Consider the following 19,355-nt stretch of genomic DNA (forward strand, 5'->3'; position numbering starts at 1 on the left):
TCCAACGTCACCCCGGACAAGCGTCAGCGCAGATCCGGGGCCGGGGAGCCGAAGCGTGCGGGTTCGTGACCCGAGCCGATTTTGGCGCCCAGTTCCCGGAACTCCACTCCCTCCGGGAAGAAAAATCATGGCCGGGCACCGGTGACGCCCGGCAGGCGGTTCAGGCGAAACCCGACTTCTGCGGCAGGCCGAGTTTTTTCAGGATCATGACGACCGGGCACAAGCCGGTGAAGGACGCCTGGACGAGATGAGCCCCGAGGATGCCGGTCAGCCAGAGCCAGTTGAGGTTGACGTAAACCGCGAGCAGCACGGTAGCGACAATCAGGGTGCCGACCACAAGCAGAATTGCGCGTTCAACAGTCATTTTCAACTCCTTACATTCATAATTTCGTAAGTTTGAATGTATAGCGCCTTTTCACGCCACGAACCAGTTCGGAAATGCACGGCTGCGAATTGGTCGCAGCGGTTCTGGTGAAATCCGGATCGGTTTCAGCGTCCGTACCCAAGAATAGCACTTATGTGGGATCGAATGAATTCACGCGCGCGGCGCGCAATCGGCCCCGTTCGTGAACCGGTGCCTCAGTGCCGGTCACAACGCATGCGCGATGTATGCAGTTGCCCGGCTTGCCGCAACTCAGAGCGCCGGGTTGGAGTGTCTCAGCCAGTCCGGGTCGAATTCGATCTCCGAACATCCGCTGAACCGGGCCATTCTCTGAAGCTCTGCTTCCAGTTTGGCAAGGCGGCCCTTGCTTGCCCGCACACCCGGTTCGGGCCAGTAGGCGCGGATCTTGAGCCGCTCATTGTCCCGCTGTGCCTTCATGTCGATCCGGCCAATGAGCCTGTCGCCCTCCATGACGGGAAAAACGTAGTACCCGTATTGCCGTTTGGGTTCGGGCACAAAGATCTCGATCCGGTAGGAAAAGTCGAAAAGGCGCTCCGCACGCTTCCGGTCGCGCAGGGCCGGGTCGAAAGGCGACAGGATGCGCACCCGCGACGGCGGCCCGGGGACGTCATCCAGGCCGGCAAGCGTTTCCGGATACAGAAAGACACGCCGGAAATCGCCGCGTGCGCACTCGATTTCGGCTTCGACAATGGTTCCGTCCACGAGCGCGGTCCGGCACCAGGTTTTCGCTTCCTGCGGAGATATCAGATCCCAAAACGCCGCAATCTCCCCGGACGTTGCAAATCCGAGCCTTGAAAGCGCCGAGCTCGCAGCCCAGTCGACCGTTTCCCGGGTCTCGTGGCGCGTGGTTCTGTGTGCGTCCGGGATCACGCGCTCCGTCAGATCGTAGACTTTCTGAAACCCCGCGCGTCGGCAGACGGACAGTTCGCCGGTGCGCCACAGGAACTCCAGCGCGGTCTTGGACGGATGCCATTCCCACCAGCCGCCCGAACTGCGGCTTTCGTCCTCGCCGACGCTCGCGGACGTGACCGGGCCGTGGTCGCTGACGCGTTTCAGCACGTCGTCGAGTTTCTGCTCGAATTCGTTCTGGTGCCAGTTGCGCCACCTTTTGATCAGCCGTTCGCGGTCGCGGGCGAAGCGCAGTTTCCAGTGCGAAAAGAACTTTGTCGGAATGATCGATGCGTCGTGAGTCCAGTGTTCGAACACGAGGCGGTCCCGTTCCAGGTGCAGTTTTAGGTTCTTTTCCTTGTAGGCGGGCCGGCGTGCGGCAAGAATCATGTGGTGCGCGCGCGCGACCGTGTTGATGCTGTCCACCTGAACGAAACCGAGCTGGTCGAAGACCGCACACAGATCCTCACCCTTGCCGCTTCCCTTGGGAGGCGTGCAAAGTCCGTGCTTGTGCAGGAACAGGTGCCGGGCTTTTGCGTTGGGAATTCTGGGCAGGGACGGGGTATTCATGGCCGGCACGGTAACACCATTGCGTTGGTTGCGAAATCCGCTTTGCGATCGTTTGTGACGGTGTCACGGACACCGACATTGCAGCTCAATCCATCCCGAACTAAAAGTCGTCCCAGTGTGGGCCATGGGAACGGGACGCGGCGTGAGTGAACTTTTTGGATTGAGCCCGGACCTTGCCGTCATCGCGGTGCTGGTGTTCGTCATTGCCGGGTTTGTGAAGGGGCTCGTTGGCTTCGGGCTTCCCGCAATTGGCCTCGGGCTGATGACCGTCTTTGTCGGGATCGAGAAGGCGATGCTGCTGATCCTCTGGCCGGCCTTTCTGACCAACGTCTGGCAGGCCTTTTCCGGCGGCCACCTGAAGGTGCTGCTCGCGCGGCTGTGGCCGTTCCTGGTGACGGCGGTCCTGACCCTGGGCGCCGGGACATTCATTCTGACGCAGGTGCCTGAAGGCGCTGCCGACCTGGTTCTGGGCATGCTGATGGTGGCCTATGCGCTGCCGATGCTGGCCGGAGTTTCGTTTCTGCTAGAGGAGCGGCAGGTTGTACCGGTCGGGATCGCCGCCGGGCTCCTCAACGGCGTCTTCTCCGGATTGACAGGTGCCTTTGTCGTGCCCGGGATCATGTATTTGCAGGTGCTGGGACTGTCGCGCGATGCGCTGATTCAGGCTTTGGGGCTGCTGTTTCTCTCCTCCACCGTCGCGCTCGGCCTGTCACTCGGCGGGTTTGGTCTTGTCGGCGGCCGCGAAATGCTCGCCTCTGCCGCGCTTGTCCTTCCGGCCTTGTCGGGGGTCTGGGCCGGACAGCGCTTCCGGAGCCGTTTTTCCGATGCGGCGTTTCGCAAACTGATCCAGCTCGCGATCCTGGCACTCGGCCTGTATCTCGTCCCGCTCGGCATCTGGCGGCTTGTCCAATGAAAAACGCCGCCTTGGCGGCGGCGTTCAGAAAATCTCGTCAATCAGCAACGTGCTATTTCGCAACCAGCCGCATGGGCGCAGCCGTGCCGACGCCGGACGTGGTCTTGGTGTTGGCCCATTGGTACGACTGCCGTTCTTCGGTCGGCGTGCACAGGAAACGCTCCCGGTAGCACTTGGTGAAGTGCGATGTGGAGGCAAAGCCGCATGCGAGCGCGACGTCCAGAACCGGCCGGCTGGTGCGCCGGAGCAGATCGCGGGCCGTTTCCAGGCGCAGGCGCAGATAATACTGGCCGGGCGTGCAGTTGAAATGCCGGCGGAACAGGCGTTCCAGCTGGCGCGGGGACAGGCTGACCGTCATCGCAAGCTGCTGGCAGCTGAGCGGGTCCTCGATGTGCAGATCCATGATCCGGATCGCATCCAGGATCTTGGCGTTCGAGATGCCGGTCCGCGCCTCGATGTCATGCCGCTGAGCGGATTCGCCGGAGCGCATGTTCTGGTAGAGGGCGACCTCGGCGATCTCGTGCGCGAGATACGCGCCATGCTGGATCGCGATCAGCCGCAGCATCATGTCGAGCGATGCCATGCCGCCGGCGCAGGTGATGCAGTTCCTGTCGATGGCGAATATGTCCGACGTCACCTCGACGTCCGGGAACTCTTCTCTCAACGACCGCAGATTCTCCCAGTGGATCGTGCAGCGTCTGCCGTCGAGCAGGTTGTAGCGGGCGAGAAGATAGGCGCCGGTGCAGATCGCCCCGAAGGTGCGACCCATCGCATTCAGGCGCCTCAGCTTGTTTCCGAGGTCGGCATCCAGCGGAAGACGCTCGACGTCGATGCCTGTGCACAACAGTGTAATATCGGCGTCAACAAGTTCACGAATAGACTTATTCGCCATGACTTCGCAGCCATTGCTGGCCACGACTGAATTTCCATCCAGTGAATAAGTAGTCCACTCGTAATACTCGCGGCCAAGCAGCCGGTTTGCTAATCTGAGCGGCTCAATGACGCTGGCGAATGCATTCATTGAGAACCTGTCCATGAGCACAAATGCTATGGACTGGCCTGTTTCTTCGTGCGTGCGTCCGGACATTTACTTTCCCTCGTTGGAAGGTATTATTATGCTTTGTTTTGTTTGATCAGTAATTTTTGCTTTTTCTATTTGTCTGTCAAATAAAAAAAATCGATCCCAAGCAACTTTGCGGCAACGTCATGTGATTGTCGCGAGTGCTGCTTCTATCGTCCGTTGCAGATCAGCCAAGTAAGGACGTGAGATTTACATGGCCGGGACGTGATGTCGGCGCGCTGACGGGGCGCGTGTGCCAAAGTCGGTGTGTGCGCTGCAAGACGTCTGGACCGGAACTTTCCTGCAAGATCTTTTGGGACGGGGGATGCAACTGTGACTAAACGGAAAACGCAGATCAAATCCCCCTGGTCGCGCGGATGAATTCCGGGACTGATCTATCCTGGGGCCGCTGTCAGTGAAGACATTTTACTCAGATCCCCGGGTGGGCTATTTTCGCGTCGGACAGGCGCCTGACGTCGCCGTTGCGAAACACGATTTCAGCAAATCACTAGGTTCAGGGATCATTTTGGAATGATTTTTTTGCGAAGCGGACAATTCGTGGATTTAAGTTGCTTCAAGTCAATGCACCCGTGGTCTACATGGAGCAGAACCCCTGATGCGTGAAGACCTACGGATTTCGAAAGACATGAACGTACTTGCCAAACCATCGGATCTTGAATCCGCCGTTCCCGCGAACGTTTTCGTGGAAGAAGTGAAAACCGTTCAGCATTACACCGACCGCCTGTTCCGGTTCCGCATGACGCGACCGGCAAGCTTCCGGTTCCGCTCCGGTGAGTTTGTGATGATCGGGCTCATGATCGACGGCAAGCCGCTTTACAGGGCCTATTCGATCGCAAGCCCCGCATGGGATGAGGAACTCGAGTTCTTCTCCATCAAGGTGCCGGACGGCCCGCTGACCTCCCATCTTCAGAAGATTCAGCCGGGCGACGCCATCCTGATGAAGAAGAAACCCACGGGTACGCTCGTGAACGACGCGCTCATTCCCGGTAAACGCGTCTACATGTTCTCCACGGGGACCGGCATCGCTCCGTTCGCGAGCCTGATCCGCGATCCCGACACCTACGAAAAGTTCGATCAGGTCATCCTGACGCACACATGCCGCGAGGTCGCTGAACTCAAATATGGCGAAGACCTCGTTCAGGAGACGATCAACGACCCGCTGATCGGCGAGTTCGCCAAGGACAAGCTCGTCCACTACACCTCCGTCACGCGCGAGGACTTTCCGCGCCAGGGCCGGATTACCGATCTGATCGAGAGCGGAAAGCTCTTCTCCGATCTCGGCGTGCCGCCTTTGGACCCGGCCGTGGACCGCGGCATGATCTGCGGCTCGATGGACATGATCAAGGACACCAAGGCCCTGCTCGAAAAAGCCGGCCTGACCGAAGGTGCCAACAACAAGCCGGCGGAGTTTGTAGTCGAACGCGCATTTGTCGGCTGAGACGGCGCGGCGATCCGGGCAACCGGGCCGCTGGCCGCAATGAAGCCCCGCGCGCCATCAAACCGCGCAAACGGCTGGCCGGTACCAGTCAAGACCCATGATTGGGCCGGTGGGTGCACCACGGCTGTCTGTCCGGAGGGAGACGCAAGTCTGTTCGGACAGGCCCGAAATATCGTGGGAAAAGTACTTTTATGTATTTGTATCCGGGAGCGTTTTACTGGACTGTTGTCGCCAGAGTGTCAGTGACGTTTAGGGTCAGGACCCATTAATTTGGTTTAATTGGCGCAGCAAACGGCGATGAGCTGCAAGGAAAAGCGCGACAAGCGGGCTTCCTGCCCGGTTGAGCGGTTTGACGAAGCAGACCGAAGCCGTTTTTGCGTCCAGGAGGGATAGGATGAATTTGCCCGGCAACGTCGTTGCAAATCTTTGGAAACCGGACGGTTTCCAGCAGCTTTGCGCCTCGTATCCGAACAAATTCATCCCTACCAATTCATCCAAATTAATGGGTCCTGACCCTAGACCAGTGTTGGAAGCAAGCCCGGCTCATGAAACTTGATAGCGAAATCCAGGTTATCGCGGAAATCGGGTGCAATCATCTTGGCGACATGGACATTGCCTGCCGGATGATTGAGACGGCGGCCGGGTATTGCGGCGCCCAGGTTGCGAAGTTTCAGAAACGGCACAACAGAAGCCTGCTTCCGCCCGATGTCTACAATCGGCCGCATCCCGTTCCCGCGAATTCCTATGGGCGCACCTACGGTGAACACAGGGAGTTTCTCGAGTTCTCCATCGGACAGCATCGCGAATTGCAACAGGAGTGCCGCAGGCGGGGCATCGAGTATTCCACGTCCGTGTGGGATTTGACGTCCGCTCAGGAAATTGCGGCGCTCAAGCCGTCGATGATCAAGGTGCCGTCGGCGACGAACCTCAATTACGATGTGCAGGAATATCTGTGCCGGAATTTCGACGGCATGATCCACGTTTCGACCGGGATGACCACCGGGCGTGAACTGTCTTCGACCATCGAATTCTATGAAAAGATGGGCCGTGCGCGCGATCTTGTCATCTATGCGTGCACGTCGGGCTATCCTGTTCCTTTCGAGGAAGTCTGCCTGCTCGAGATCAATCGTCTGCAGGACCTCTACGGTGAGAGAATAGCAGCGGTCGGATTTTCCGGTCACCACATCGGCACGGCCGTCGACATGGCGGCGGTCGCCGTGGGCATGAGCGGTGAAGCGCGCTTCAGGCGGGGCCCGTTCAGGTATATCGAACGGCACTTCACGCTCGACTGCAGCTGGAAGGGGACCGACCACGCGGCCAGTCTGGAACCCGATGGCCTTCGCCAGCTCTGCGAAGGTGTCCGGGAGGTATCGGCGGCGCTGAATTACAAGGAAAAGGAAATTCTCGACGTCGAAGTGGCCCAGCGTCACAAGCTCAAGTGGCGTGAAACAAGCGCGATCGAGACCGACCGGCTGCTTTTGAACAAGGTTTCCTAGGGGTGTGGGGCGCAGCTGCGCGCGCGCAAATCAAGGCGCTCGTTACGGACTTCGATGGAGTTCACACCGACAATTCGGTATTCCTCGACATGGATGGACGTGAATTCGTCCGTTGCAGCCGCGCTGACGGCATGGGTATCGAAATGCTGCGCAGGCGCGGGCTCAAACTCCTCATTCTGTCGAGAGAAAGTGACGGTGTGGTCGCGGCACGTGCGCGCAAGCTGCAAATGGAGTGCGCGCATGACGTCAAGGACAAGCTGCCGTTTCTGGATGCCTGGCGGCAGCGCAACGGCCTGTCGTGGCAGGAGCTTGCCTATATCGGCGACGACATAAATGATCTCGAGTGCCTTGAAGCCTGCGGGCTTTCGGTCGCACCGGGCAACGCCCGGGCCGAGGTCAAGGAAGTCTGCCAGATCGTGTTGAAATGTTCCGGCGGAGACGGTGCCCTGCGCGAATTGTGCGATCACCTGATCGACAGCGCACTTGTGCCGGATGTTCCGGTGTGAGGGGAGTGAAGGTTTCCGTGTCCATGAGTTCAGACGAGCAAGCGCTTTTTCTGGGTGGAAGCGACAAGGAGCGCCTCTACCTCAAAGACGATGTTTTCGTAAGCGAGTGCGGGGTGAGGGTCGTTGTCAAGGCAACTGACATTCCCGGCGTCGACATGCGCGATACCGTGGCGCGCCATAAGGCGCGTTACTTCCAGCTAGGACTGTTCTGCCGCCCGGATCTGCGCTTACTCGATTTTCCATGCGGTAGCGGCTACGCAGCGGAAGTTCTTGCTCCGTTGCACATCTCCTACACGGGCCTGGATTTCGACAAAACCACGGTTGAATATGCCAGGCGCACCTATGGCCGCTATCGGGCCGGCTATGATGTCGGCGACCTGCGGAACCCTGAGTTGCCACGCGAAGGCTACGATGTCGTCGGCTGCATCGAGGGACTGGAACATATCGAGCTGGATCGGCAGGACGGCCTGATTGGCGCGCTGCGTGACGCCCTGGTTCCCGGTGGTGTCCTGGTGGTGAGCAGCCCGGAGGCACGCAGCGGCGTGTCGGGCCCGAGCGCCGACAATGCGTATCATCTCGGCGAACTGACGCGCGCCGATTTCCTGTCCCTGCTGTCCCGCCACTTCAACTCCTCGCAGATCGAGATTGTCACCCAGGAAGCAACGCTGACAACCGGCTTCAAGAACACATGTCTCTACGGCATTTGCCACAAACCGGAACAGGGCAGCCACGCGGCTGCCTAGGTGCTCCGGTTAGTCCTGAACGCCGGGAGGTAGACGACAAGACCACCTTGTTCTTTGTGGTCAGGTCTTTCGGGCAAACGCGGGTTGTTTGTAGAAGGACAGTTTTTCAAGCGCCAGGCCGTGCTTTTCGATGAAACTGTCTGCCGCAATGGTGGCGCCAACGGTGGCCTGGTAGTCGTCGAAAACGATAAGGCCGTTCTTCACGACGCGGCTGAAAAGCAGATCAAGCGCAAATTCTGTCGGCTCCAGAACATCCATGTCGAGATGCAGCAGGGAGATGCGGAGGGCCGGATTTGCCTTGAGATAGTCCGGCAGGGTCTCAAGGACATTGCCTTCGACCAGTTCGGTATTCCTAAAGCCCTTCGCTTGCAGCAGTCCATCGAGTTCGATTTTGGACAGGCCATCTCCGGCCTGCGATTCATAGGTTTCAATGAATTCGACATCTTCGGGTCGCGAAAGTCCGGCGCGCGGGAACTTGCCAAATGCATCGAAACCGATGACACGCCGGGACGACATGTCCTCGAGCGCTGCGCGAAAAGTGGCAAATCGAATGAGCGACAGACCCTTGAACACACCCAGTTCGACAACGTCGCCGGGGAGGTCCGTGATCATCTTGTAGAGCTCATAGTGGGCCAGCGTCTTGTTCAGGCGCGTCGGGTCGGAGAACCAGTGGTAACCGTTCTCGAAGTCCCAGACATTCTCAGCCGAGATGCCTTGAATGCTTTGCGCGCTCGTAGAAGTCATGCGCGTTCCCTCTCCAAAAGAGCTGTACGACCAGCGACGCAAATTTACAGTCACTGAAATTATTCAATCGAAGCACGCTCCTACAAGTGTAGGGCGTTTCTCTTTCAACAGATTTCGCATGTTCCGTTGTCTTGCGGGCCAGTTTGACCAGTTCGTTTTCTTTTTTGGAAATCATTTCAACAGTTAAACTTGATTGTTCGGGTGCGTTTCACTTGTAGTCTCATGACACGCGTGTGATCCTTTGCCTGTTGGGGAATCAATCGGCGGCAATCCTGTAGGAAACTGTGCAGCGTAAATCCGGAACTCAGCGAAGTCTTGGGAGTGTCACCGTTTGTGCCGTTGAAGCTGCCGGGGGAGAGGCGTACGCCCGGGCGATGCGGCCAGCTGATATCAATTGAACCAGACGGTTTGAAGTATGAACCTAGTTGCCACGAACAGTTTCCTGAACAGTCTGCAGCCCAACGCTCTCGCGGGAGTGAGGGCGACACTCATCAACATGCCGATCCGGGAACAGGCCAAACCCAACAACCCGCCGGTCGGTCCCGCACTGCTTGCCGCCAGATTGAGGGAATTCGGCGCGGAGCCGACAATCATTGATCTGAACATCTATCGCATCAGGGACGAGGACGCCGCGCGGCGCGGCCTGGAGACCGGCCGTTCCCTGACGTTTGCCGAAGCCCGCGGCCTGATCGGCCGGACACTGGAAAAAGCCGGCGGGCAGCACCTTGTCGGGCTTTCCGGATTGATCACGACACTTCGCTGGCAGACGGAAATCGCAAAGATTGTGCGCGAACTGGATCCGGACGCGATGCTTGTCAGTGGCGGCGGCTTGGCGACGCAGTTTCGCGCCGACCTCCTGAACTGGATCCCTGAACTGGATGCCGTGGCACACAGCGAAGGCGACGACATCGTCGTGAAAATCGCCCTGGATGCCAAAGCCATGAGGGACAAGGGCTTCGAACGGGCGCTCAACGCAGGGCTCCTGTCGCCGTTTTACCGCGAAACGAAAGACGGGCGGCCGCGATTTGTCTATCACGGCGGCAGACCCGCGAACCTTGATAGCCTGCCACTGCCGGCCTACGACCTGATGCAGGAAGATGTCGACGGCTTCAAGGTGCTCGAAGAATACCTCAATGTTCCCGTGTGGGGCGGCAGCGCCAAGAACAGCTCCGCAACCAGTTTTGAAATCAAACGCAGCATCTCCACGGTATCGAGCCGCGGCTGCCCGTTCGAGTGCAAATTCTGCTTCCGCGGCGCACAGGGGGAACGGAACTACGGTGTGCGCAGCGCCGAAAATCTCGCGACCGAGTTCATCGAATATCAAAGCCGCTATGGCGTCGATTTTATCGGCCTGATGGACGACAATTTCATGGTGAGCCCGAAGCGCATTACGGCCCTTGCCGATATTCTCGAGCCGTATGCAGCGAGCGGGCAGCTGCGCTGGGGCGCGCACGGCAGGCTTGATGAAGCGGCCGATCTGCGGCCTGACCGCAAGGGCGGCTATCGTAGCGCGGATGTTCTTCGTGTCAGGGAGATGCGCCGTGCCGGCTGCATTTACATCGGGTTCGGCGCCGAGTCGGCATCGCCTCAGGTTCTGGAAGACATGGGCAAGGGCGGTTTCATGCTGTCCAGCGGCACGGAAGTCTACAACGGCTTCGAGTTTCCAAGGGCCATGACACAGGGCATTCGCAATACGTTGGAAGCCGGCATCCACGGCAACTGCACCTGGATCATGGGCTATCCGGGTGAAACGCTTGAGCAGTTGCAGACCAGTCTGGGTTTCATCAAGTGGCAGCAGGACCTTGTCACCGAAGGTCTGGCGGCCGGTACGCCCGACCACGACGATGCAATGGCCTCGATCAACACGTCCATTTTTACCGCGACCGCCTATCCGGGAACCGAGATGTTCCGGCATCCGCGCGTCCGCGCAACGCTCGGTGACGTTTTCAACCTCAAGTTCGATCGCAAATCCGGGCAGCCCGTTGGCGACGAAAACTTTCGGCAATACGTCCTGGAACTGAACGACGCCACGAAGATGATCACGAACGAAAGCGGCAGACCCTTGAACTTCAGCAGCCTGTCCGACGATGAATTTGTCCATGTGCGTGAGAAACTCGACGCACAGGACCTTGACGCTGTTTTGGGAATGTAATGACCAGCAAGTTCATCGCGATGGTGCCCGCGCGTGCCGGCAGCCAGGGCCTGCCCGACAAGAACGTCCGCCCCCTTGCGGGCAAGCCTTTGATGGCACACAGCATTCGCCCGGCGCTTGAATGCAGCATGATTGGTGAAACATTCATCAACAGTGACAGCGACAGCTATCTTGAGATTGGCAAGGCCGCCGGCGCCGTTCCGCATCGACGCCCGGATCATCTGGGACAATCCGATACAACGATGCAGGCTGTCGTCGCAGAATTCATCGAGGCGCGCCGGAGCCAGGGCGATGAATTCGATGCCGTGGTTGTGCTTTATCCGACCTATCCGTTCCGGACTCCGGAGCTGCTGGAAGACCTGCTGCGCCATTATCTGAAGAACCCGGGATGCCACAGCGTCATCGGGCTGAAGCCGCCGGACACCCATCCGTTCCTGTGTGCGAAACGGGAAACGGACGGGTCTATCAGGACCTTCGTGGAATATGACGGCAACAAGTATTACCGGCGCCAGGACTATCCCGAATGCTTTGAACTCACGTCCTGGGCCATGGTGATTTCAGCCGATCACGTGGATGCGCTGAATGCGCACATGATGTCACCGGAAACCGTGGGATATGTCGTTCCCGATACGGTGCGTATCGTGGACATCGATACGGACATCGATTTCTATTTCGCCGAGTTCCTGATGGAAAAGAACTACCTTTGAACGGTTTGGCGCGCTGAAGCGTTGGCGATCAGGTGCTCCCGCCGCGAGCTTGCCAAGAGTTCGGAACTGGAAGTCCTGCTCTGCTCTGTCAGCCGGCAACAGTTTCGAGTTGCAGCCGTTTGTTCCGCCGTGACGGGTCGAAGGTGCTGAGATGCTCCTCGAGCGTTTGCCTGATTGTCGGAACCATATCGACGGCAAGCTTGTTTTCATCCATGCGCAGGTAGGTTGTCGACGGATGCCAGGGAACATTCTTCTGACCAAGCAGCAGCGCTGATTCCTGAGGTCCGAAGCGAATGGTCGGAACATCGAGAACGCCCGAGATTTCCGTGACGCTGACATTGGCCGAGACAACGAGGTCGCAGCAGGCGGTCAAGGCTGCTGCCGCTTCCAGGTCATCGAACAGATCGACATCCTCGAAATTGACGAACGCTCCCTTCGATTTGGCCTCGAAGAATTTGATCTCCTTCAAGGCACTGAGATATTGCAGGTTGACGAAAGTGACATCTTCCATGTCGATGATCGGAAAGAACTCGGGAGCGGAGAGATAGTAGCGTGCGCGGTATACTTCCAGGTTCCGTGACCGCCATCCGATGCCGACAATCGGTTTGTCCGCTTTGCCTTTCAGGCGTTCAAAAAACGTGTGCGCGAGTTCAATGTCGAAGGAAAATGCCGGGGTTCTTGCGTTACGGAATGACTGGAAATCCGGACGGAAGAATTTGGCAATGTCGACAAGATTTGCGGTGAGGTCGAAGTCGTCCAGGTCGGTTGTAAGGTCCGAGTTGACTTGAGCCGCCCGAACGGCGGCCTTCGGGAACGAGCTTTGAAACCACGGCACGGACTTCGGGGCGACTTCCAGAATGACTTTTCCGGCCCGCTCGATCAGTTCATGCAGCATCGTGCAGCCTCGCAGGGCGTCCCCGAGGCCCTGATCGCACCACGCGAGCACGGTCTTGCCGGAAATGTCTTCGCCGCCCCATTCCGGAACATCGAATTTTCGTTTGTTTGACGTGGAATTCTCATCGCCGAAGCGGGCGTCGTGAAGCGCCCAACCATTGGTCAGATCACCAATGGAGAGATAGGCAAGAGAGAGGTTCCAGTCTATTCCGGCTGCTCCTTCCGGAGCCAGTTTCTTTGCTTTCAGGAACGTGTCGACAGATTCTCGGCCGCGTCCCAGCATGAGATACTGGACGGCGAGCGTAACGAGCCGGTGATAGTTTTTGGGGTTCTCTGCAACGGCTTCTTCCGCGTATTTCACGCCCACATCGGTTCGGGAGATTGAAAAGAGCAGCCGTGCGGTCTCATGTTTGAGCTCGGCATGGTCGGGAAAGCGCTCCAGTGCATCGGCAAGTTCCGCCTCGGCAACCTTGAAATCTTTCTGTTTGAGGCGGCAACGTGATCTTTCGATGTAGTTTTCGGGATTGTCCGGGTTGAGTTGAACGGCTCTGTGAAAGAAGGCGAGTGCCTTTTTGAAATCCTCGTTCTCTCTCAGCAGCAGGCCGTAATTGCGGTAGGCATCCCCGAAATCGGGATACGTGACAAGCAGCTGCTGAAAAATCTCTTCCGCTTCTTCCGTCCGTTTGAGGCGGGTGAGAGCGATCCCCCTGATGTTGAGCGCTTCCTTTTCCTGCGGATTGAGGGACAGCGCTTTTTCAGAGACCGCCAGCATACTCTCCGCGTCGGTGCCGACATCCATCATCGCCCGGGCCAGGTTCGCATAGAACGGTGCCTGGTTGGGGTTCACGGCAATTGCCTTTTGTATGTATTCGATCGCCCGCTTCGGATAGCCAAGCTGCCGGTATGTGACGCCGAGAAGATGAAGTGCGTCGGGGTTGTTCGGGAGCTTCTTCAGAACCTGCTTGTAGCAGCGCTGCGCCTTTTCGATCTCGCCGGACTTCTGATAGCCCAGCCCCTTGAGCATCTTCTCGCGCGTAGGATTTGGCGCCGTCTGCGTTGCCATCTCAGTCAATCCCGTTGGAATCATGTTCAAGCGAGCATATCAGCCACTCTTGCGCCTGCGCAGGTCTGCGCATCCGGCAGCGCAAATACGCTGGGGATAGTCCGGCGACAAGAACTGAAAGTGGTGCTGTAAGGCGCGTCGCTGCGTCAGCGACAAGGCGACCGACTGCATTCAAGGCTGCAGACAGCTTTTGCCGGTGTTATCAGATGAACAATTAAGAACTAAGGTTTGACGAGCGAAATTCGAAATGCAATGGCTGCTGCAAGATTTTCAAGACACACAAAAGCTCGCTAACGCGCTTGACCGATTGAAGATATCCTACACGTGGCACAAGGTTGTCCCGTTTGTTGGTGAGCTTGTTCCCGAACCGGAGATCATCAACCCGTCTTCGGTCGTCATGTTCGGTTCATATTCACTGTGGCGCTACGCGGAGAAGATGGCTTTATCTCCGGGAGTGTTCAAGATCCCTCCGTTTGTTCACGAGACAGCATGGCATCCGTTTTTGTTGAACGGGGCCGATGCGGTGTTCCTGAGGTTGAGCGAAATCCCCGGACAATTGCCTGACGATGGCAAGCTCTGGTTCTTGCGGCCGGTCGACGACAGCAAGGAAGAGCCAGGCAATGTGAAATCAAGCGGTGAGATCATAAACCTTGCAAACAAGGTACTGACCGTGAACCAAGCAGATATCCCGGATGGTTCTCTGCGCCACGACACGTTACTGATGCTCACCAAGCCGGCCCGTATTCTCCGCGAATGGCGGATCTGGGTCGTCGACGGTCGTGTTGTCACCTGGTCGCTTTACAAGGAAGGCCAACGGGTTGTGTATCGCCAGGAGATTGATGAGGACGCACTGGATTTCGCCGGGCAGTTGGTCGCTTGCAATCCCGGATATTCCCGGGCCTATGTGCTTGACGTCTGCCGGACGGAACACGGACTAAAGATGCTGGAGACCAACTGCATCAACGCAGCGGGGTTCTACGCTGCCGATCTCGTGAAACTTGCTTCGGCGGTTGACAGCCTCGGCTAGACACCGCAGCGGATGCTTCATTTACAGAATTGCGATTCGAACAGGCAGGAAATGATCGGTACCGGGGTGCCTTTGTTGCGAAGTCAGGCACCTTCCGCGCTGTCAGGCACGGGTTACGCCGGCAATCGCCTCGGCCAGCTCGTCAAAATGCGAGATGACCCTGTCCGGCCCGAGTTCGCTGACTGGCACGGGCGTGTAGCCGAAATCGACCGCGACAACCGGAATGCCCGCGTTGCGCGCGGCGCTGATGTCCGTGCCGCTGTCGCCGATCATGACGGACCCTTCGATCGATCCGCCGGCGCGCGCGATGGCACCGTGTACGGGTTCGGCATCGGGTTTGGATACGCTGAACGTATCGCCACCAACGACCGCATCGAAATATTTCGCAAGATCAAGGGCCTCGAGAAGCGGCAGGGTAAGCCGTTCCGCCTTGTTGGTGCACACCGCGAGTTTCCATCCTTCGCCTCTGAAACGCTCCAGCGAGGGAACAACGCCATCGAAGGCGCGTGTGTGAACGGCGATGTTGGCGGCGTAGTGATCGAGGAACTGCTGATAGAGCGGCAGCACCATCTCCTCGGTCCAGCGGACGTCATTGTGTTCCAGTCCGCGCTGCAGCAGCACCTTGGCCCCCATGCCGACCATGTGGACGACCTTTTCCTGAGGGACCGCCGCGTGGCCGTTCGCGGTGAGAACGACATTGAGCGTGGCGACAAGATCTTCCATCGACGACACCAGCGTGCCGTCGAGATCAAATACGAGTACGGACATGAGACCCTCGGTCAAGGATGATGAAGCGCTTCCTAACCGCAAAGGTGAGGAGAGGGCAAGCGTTAGAGCATTTTCCGACCAATTTGGATCATTTGATGAGGATATCCGGTTCACTCGGCCAGGCGGGTCACGAAGCGCGATGCGGTGCATCGTGCAAGTGGCACAACGCAGCCGATGGGCTGGATATTCTCACCCTTTGTGGAACGCATTCTAGCGACAAACATCAAGATTGGCCGGGCCCTTTTCCGCTCTGGCATCGTTCGTCCACCCTAGTCACCTGAATCTGAAGTTCAACTCATTTTGCAGCGGGCTTCGAACGAACTTCAGATTCAAGAAGGTGACTAGCAAGTCTATGTTTCTAGTGCGGTCTACGAATTTGAAGTTCGCTTCGGAGACTGCTGCAGCAATGATGCGAACATCAAATTCACCGCACTAGTGGTGGGAAACACCATGGCGGGCGAACCGTCTCGCCAGCGCGAAATAGGGCCTCGGTCAAATGATCCAAATTGGTCGGAAAATGCTCTGACAGCCGGTCAGAGCTTGTACGCCGTGCGGAAACCGCCCCAGTGACGGCCGTCGATGAGGATCGGTGCGTCGACTTCCTTCATCCAGACGACGTTGCCGCCACCCATGTCGCGGGCGTAGGACTGGATGAGGAAAGGCCGCGTGTTTCTGGCCGCGCTCAGGCCCGCGCGGTCGTCGAAGATGCGCTTGTTGCGGCAGTTCGCCGTGTTCCAGACCGGGTCGTCAGGGCGTTGCGGGTTCGAGAAGACGAGATTGTGAACCGGCAGATAGCCGTTTCGATCGACCGAGGCGCAGAAGGCCATGCCATGCGGTTTGCCGTCCGCGAGGATTTCTTCCTGTATTTCCGGGATGACGGTTTCAAGGTGGCGCAGGGCGCGTGTTGAAACCTGCTGCGGGTTGGTTCCTTCGATCGGCGTGTAGTCGGTATCGAAGAGATCATCCATCGTCATGATGCGGTTCGAAATGAGGCCCTGCATCGCCGCTGCAATCCGTGAAGCTCCGCTCTGGGCGCAGTCGACTTCGCGCGCATGACTTTCGTGAATGGAGGCGATCTTTGCGTGCAAAGCGCTCTCGAAGGCCGGGTCGGGATCCTGGAAGCAGCAGTGAAAACCGTTTTCGGAAACGGCCGCCAGCCGCGCCGTGACCTTGCCAAGCCCGCTCAGTTCGATCTGCAGCAGGTCGTTCGGACGAAGCGTGACGTTTTCGGAAGCCTTGAAGAGGCACCCGCCTTCGGAAATATCGAGGGTTTCGCCACGCGCCGACGCGCTGCCGTTGGAAATGGAGCCCGAAAGTTTCACCGGCAACCGGTCGTGCCTGCGCCTGTTGCCCAGTTCGGTTTGCCGGATCATCATCGTGAAGCGGCTCTGGAGGCTTTTCGACGCGACGCTCATTTGCGAGCCGGTCTCTCTCGCGCGCGTTCCGCCTTCTTCTGCAGAAGCGGCGCTGTCGGTGATCGCCTGCGCCTTCTGCACCACGATTTGAGCGAATTCGGCGGTCTTGTTGGCCTGTTCACCGATGAGGTTGGTCGTGTCAACCTGGGAGCGCACGGCGTCCTCAACGGCCGAAAAGCTCGGTCTGATCTTGCCGATGACCTCGATGATCCGGTTCACGGAACCGAGGCTGTGCTCCGCGGACAGGTTCAGTTTCTCGATATTCGTGACAATCTGTTCCGTGGCCGACTGGGTTTCGACCGACAGCGACTTGACCTCGCTGGCAACCACCGAGAAGCCTCTGCCGGCCTCACCAGCCCGGGCTGCTTCAATGGTCGCGTTCAGGGCCAGCAGGTTGGTCTGTTTGGCAATGTCGGAAATAAGGCTGACGACATTTGCAATGTCATCGATTGCGTTCTTCAGTTCCAGGACACCTTCGTTTGCCTGATCCGCGATTTCGCGGGCCTCGTCGGCGAGCTGGTTCGAAACGCCGACCTGGGATCCGATCTCGCTGCTCGAGGCCGACAGTTCCTGGATGGAGGAGGCGAGGCTTGAGGCATTTTCGTCGGCAATGGAAGACTGGTCGGACAGGGACCGCGTGTCGTGGCGGATCCTCTCCAGCGTATCCATCTGGCTTACCAGCCGGTCCTGGACGTTTTCCGCGGCGACGTTGATGGTCTTTGCGGCGACCTGCAGATCATCCTCGAGGCTGTCGAGAACAAACTCAAGCTGCTCGGGCGCTTGCGGATCGGCGGTATCGCTGAAAGGTTCCTCTGCGTCCGATTCGGCAGCCGGGTGTTCCTGCATCAGATTTTCGGGCCGATTTTGCTTTAATTTGAAGAGGTTCATGTGTTGCCGCGCATGTCAAAACCCAGGTTGTAGGCTCAAACTTCGCAAATCAATCTAAAGTCATGGTTAATGAATTCAGTATTCCCTTGCCGTCCATGGCTTTCTCGCACGTCTCCCTGAATGTCACTGGACCGTGAGAGGTCGGCCATGCTAAGCACCCGGCGGTCAAGAATAAGAAGTGGTCACGCCCCATCCGCTCGGGCGGCGGCCGAAGGAATATGGATGAGCGATCAGTTTAAACGGCAGGCTGCCGAACGGGCAGCGCAGGACGTCACGCCTGGGATGCGCCTGGGGATCGGAACCGGGTCCACTGCGGAGTTTTTCGTGCATGCGCTGGCCGACCGTGTTGCCGGCGGACTGGATGTGATCGGGGTTCCGACATCGGAGCGCACGCGCGCGCTCGCCACGGAATTGGGTATCCGCCTGACGACCCTCGACGAACTGCCGGAACTTGATCTGACGATCGACGGTGCGGACGAGCTGGATGCGGGCCTGTCGCTGATTAAGGGGGGCGGGGGCGCGCTGCTCCGGGAAAAGATCGTTGCGGCGTCTTCTGCCGACATGATCGTGATTGCCGACGGCAGCAAGGAAGTTGCCACCCTTGGACGGTTTCCCTTGCCGATCGAAGTGGTGCCATTCGGCCTGAAGGCCACCACCAACGCGATCGAAAAGACGCTTCGGGCTGCGGGCCTGCCGGAGAAGCTCGTCTTGAGAGGTGGTGCCGGGGATCCGTTTGTGACCGACGGTGGTCATTACATCGTGGATGCGCACCTGGAGGCCATTCCAGACGCACGATCCCTTGCCGGGAAGCTCATTGACATTCCCGGTGTCGTTGAGCACGGCCTCTTCATAGGGCTCGCAACAAAGGCTTACGTTGCAGGTACGAATGGGGTAAAGACCGTGGTACCTGCCTGAATTATGATGTTTTGGTGTCCGGTGAAGCTGTCGGACAGCCACGTAGGAGTAGAAGTATGACACTCACGAGAGCTTTGCCGCGGGCAGCTGTTTTTGGCGCCGTATTGACAGCAACAGCCATGTTCGCAAGCGTTTCCGTGGCGCAGGATGCGATTTCGGAAAGCCACATGGCGGCTGCAAAGCGCGTTGCCGAAGTCACCAAGGTTCTGGAACCGTTCGACGAAATTCTGCCCATTCTCGCAGAGCAGACCCGGACCGCGTTCATCCAGGCTGAGCCGACCCGCGCCGAGGAAATCATCGAGGTGGTGCAGGAAGTCGCATTGCGCCTCGCACCCACGCGTGGAGAGTTGAACACGCTGGTCTATGAAGCCTGGGCAACCAGCTTCACCGAAGACGAACTGAACGAGCTGGCAGCCTTCTACCAGACGGATCTGGGACAGAAGCTGACCAAGACGCTGCCGCGCGTCACGCAGCTTTCGGTCGGTGCGGCCCGCGAATGGCAGGACAAGACGTCGACCGAAATGGTGACGATCGTTCAGCAGGAACTGCAGAAACGAACCCAGGCGCAGTGATTGCCGCGCGTCACGGCGACTGCACGAAGAATTGAAGCTGGTGCCTGAAACCGGCAAACAGGCCGCGCAAGCGGCCTAATTCGTTGGAACAACACCGTTCTGGAGCTGCGGGACGACGCGTCGCCGCAGTTCGTGCCTTGCATGGTGATCTGCAGCGCCTATCTGGGGCGGG

Annotated in this window: 18 protein-coding genes; 10 read left to right on the forward strand and 8 right to left on the reverse strand. The window is 58.4% G+C overall.

Annotated features, from left to right (window positions below; all coding sequences use genetic code 11):
• Positions 1-160: 160 nt before the first annotated feature.
• Positions 161-364, reverse strand: a complete 204-nt coding sequence (locus ACO07N_RS18865; protein WP_421982502.1) for a YgaP family membrane protein — start codon at positions 362-364, stop codon at positions 161-163.
• A gap of 270 nt (positions 365-634) precedes the next feature.
• Entirely contained in the window at positions 635-1,861 is a 1,227-nt protein-coding gene (locus tag ACO07N_RS18870; RefSeq protein ID WP_421982503.1) for a winged helix-turn-helix domain-containing protein, read from the reverse strand.
• Positions 1,862-2,003: 142 nt separating this feature from the next.
• Here ACO07N_RS18870 and ACO07N_RS18875 point away from each other — a divergent pair, with 142 nt between their 5' ends.
• Positions 2,004-2,774: a sulfite exporter TauE/SafE family protein gene (locus tag ACO07N_RS18875; RefSeq protein WP_421982504.1), complete on the forward strand. Its 771-nt coding sequence runs from the start codon at positions 2,004-2,006 to the stop codon at positions 2,772-2,774.
• Between the two features lie 52 nt (positions 2,775-2,826).
• Here ACO07N_RS18875 and ACO07N_RS18880 read toward each other — a convergent pair whose 3' ends face one another.
• Entirely contained in the window at positions 2,827-3,861 is a 1,035-nt protein-coding gene (locus ACO07N_RS18880) for a GlxA family transcriptional regulator (protein WP_421982505.1), read from the reverse strand.
• 619 nt (positions 3,862-4,480) lie between these two features.
• Here ACO07N_RS18880 and ACO07N_RS18885 point away from each other — a divergent pair.
• Positions 4,481-5,293 carry a ferredoxin--NADP reductase gene (locus ACO07N_RS18885; RefSeq protein WP_421984452.1) on the forward strand — a complete coding sequence of 271 codons (813 nt, stop codon included), beginning with the start codon at positions 4,481-4,483 and terminating at the stop codon, positions 5,291-5,293.
• A 255-nt stretch (positions 5,294-5,548) separates the two neighbouring features.
• On the opposite strand, the gene ACO07N_RS18890 is transcribed toward ACO07N_RS18885, so the two are convergent.
• A complete protein-coding gene (locus ACO07N_RS18890; protein ID WP_421982506.1) occupies positions 5,549-5,791 on the reverse strand; it encodes a hypothetical protein in 243 nt (80 codons plus the stop codon).
• 47 nt (positions 5,792-5,838) lie between these two features.
• Here ACO07N_RS18890 and ACO07N_RS18895 point away from each other — a divergent pair, with 47 nt between their 5' ends.
• From ACO07N_RS18895 to ACO07N_RS18905, 3 genes are read left to right on the forward strand one after another with little or no spacing between them, the layout of a single operon-like run.
• The gene (locus ACO07N_RS18895; RefSeq protein ID WP_421982507.1) at positions 5,839-6,789 is read left to right on the forward strand and encodes an N-acetylneuraminate synthase family protein; all 951 of its coding nucleotides are present in this window, start codon (positions 5,839-5,841) and stop codon (positions 6,787-6,789) included.
• A gap of 2 nt (positions 6,790-6,791) precedes the next feature.
• Positions 6,792-7,295 carry a KdsC family phosphatase gene (locus ACO07N_RS18900; RefSeq protein ID WP_421982508.1) on the forward strand — a complete coding sequence of 168 codons (504 nt, stop codon included), beginning with the start codon at positions 6,792-6,794 and terminating at the stop codon, positions 7,293-7,295.
• 23 nt (positions 7,296-7,318) lie between these two features.
• A complete protein-coding gene (locus ACO07N_RS18905) occupies positions 7,319-8,038 on the forward strand; it encodes a class I SAM-dependent methyltransferase (RefSeq protein WP_421984453.1) in 720 nt (239 codons plus the stop codon).
• A gap of 60 nt (positions 8,039-8,098) precedes the next feature.
• On the opposite strand, the gene ACO07N_RS18910 is transcribed toward ACO07N_RS18905, so the two are convergent.
• Positions 8,099-8,782 carry a TylF/MycF/NovP-related O-methyltransferase gene (locus ACO07N_RS18910; protein ID WP_421982509.1) on the reverse strand — a complete coding sequence of 228 codons (684 nt, stop codon included), beginning with the start codon at positions 8,780-8,782 and terminating at the stop codon, positions 8,099-8,101.
• Positions 8,783-9,197: 415 nt separating this feature from the next.
• On the opposite strand from ACO07N_RS18910, the gene ACO07N_RS18915 reads away from it, so the two are divergent.
• The gene (locus tag ACO07N_RS18915; protein WP_421982510.1) at positions 9,198-10,934 is read left to right on the forward strand and encodes a B12-binding domain-containing radical SAM protein; all 1,737 of its coding nucleotides are present in this window, start codon (positions 9,198-9,200) and stop codon (positions 10,932-10,934) included.
• Positions 10,934-11,641 carry a cytidylyltransferase domain-containing protein gene (locus ACO07N_RS18920; protein WP_421982511.1) on the forward strand — a complete coding sequence of 236 codons (708 nt, stop codon included), beginning with the start codon at positions 10,934-10,936 and terminating at the stop codon, positions 11,639-11,641. The genes ACO07N_RS18915 and ACO07N_RS18920 overlap by 1 nt, the downstream gene beginning before the upstream one ends.
• Positions 11,642-11,729: 88 nt before the next feature.
• On the opposite strand, the gene ACO07N_RS18925 is transcribed toward ACO07N_RS18920, so the two are convergent.
• The gene (locus ACO07N_RS18925; RefSeq protein WP_421982512.1) at positions 11,730-13,598 is read right to left on the reverse strand and encodes a tetratricopeptide repeat protein; all 1,869 of its coding nucleotides are present in this window, start codon (positions 13,596-13,598) and stop codon (positions 11,730-11,732) included.
• A gap of 247 nt (positions 13,599-13,845) precedes the next feature.
• On the opposite strand from ACO07N_RS18925, the gene ACO07N_RS18930 reads away from it, so the two are divergent.
• Positions 13,846-14,625 (forward strand): ATP-grasp domain-containing protein, encoded by a 780-nt coding sequence (locus ACO07N_RS18930; RefSeq protein ID WP_421982513.1) that lies wholly within the window; start codon positions 13,846-13,848, stop codon positions 14,623-14,625.
• A 102-nt stretch (positions 14,626-14,727) separates the two neighbouring features.
• Here the strand turns inward: ACO07N_RS18930 and gph are convergent, their stop codons facing one another.
• Both gph and ACO07N_RS18940 read right to left on the reverse strand, forming a co-directional pair.
• The gene (gph, locus tag ACO07N_RS18935; RefSeq protein WP_421982514.1) at positions 14,728-15,393 is read right to left on the reverse strand and encodes a phosphoglycolate phosphatase; all 666 of its coding nucleotides are present in this window, start codon (positions 15,391-15,393) and stop codon (positions 14,728-14,730) included.
• A gap of 533 nt (positions 15,394-15,926) precedes the next feature.
• Complete coding sequence (locus ACO07N_RS18940; protein ID WP_421982515.1) at positions 15,927-17,654, reverse strand: methyl-accepting chemotaxis protein; 1,728 nt, start codon at positions 17,652-17,654, stop codon at positions 15,927-15,929.
• A 264-nt stretch (positions 17,655-17,918) separates the two neighbouring features.
• On the opposite strand from ACO07N_RS18940, the gene rpiA reads away from it, so the two are divergent.
• Both rpiA and ACO07N_RS18950 read left to right on the forward strand, forming a co-directional pair.
• On the forward strand, positions 17,919-18,611 hold the full coding sequence (gene rpiA, locus ACO07N_RS18945; protein ID WP_421982516.1) for a ribose-5-phosphate isomerase RpiA: 693 nt from the start codon (positions 17,919-17,921) through the stop codon (positions 18,609-18,611).
• A gap of 56 nt (positions 18,612-18,667) precedes the next feature.
• Positions 18,668-19,183 (forward strand): DUF2059 domain-containing protein, encoded by a 516-nt coding sequence (locus ACO07N_RS18950; RefSeq protein WP_421982517.1) that lies wholly within the window; start codon positions 18,668-18,670, stop codon positions 19,181-19,183.
• Positions 19,184-19,355: the final 172 nt, after the last annotated feature.

Source organism: Roseibium sp. (assembly GCF_965229775.1).
Classification (GTDB): Bacteria; Pseudomonadota; Alphaproteobacteria; order Rhizobiales; family Stappiaceae; genus Roseibium.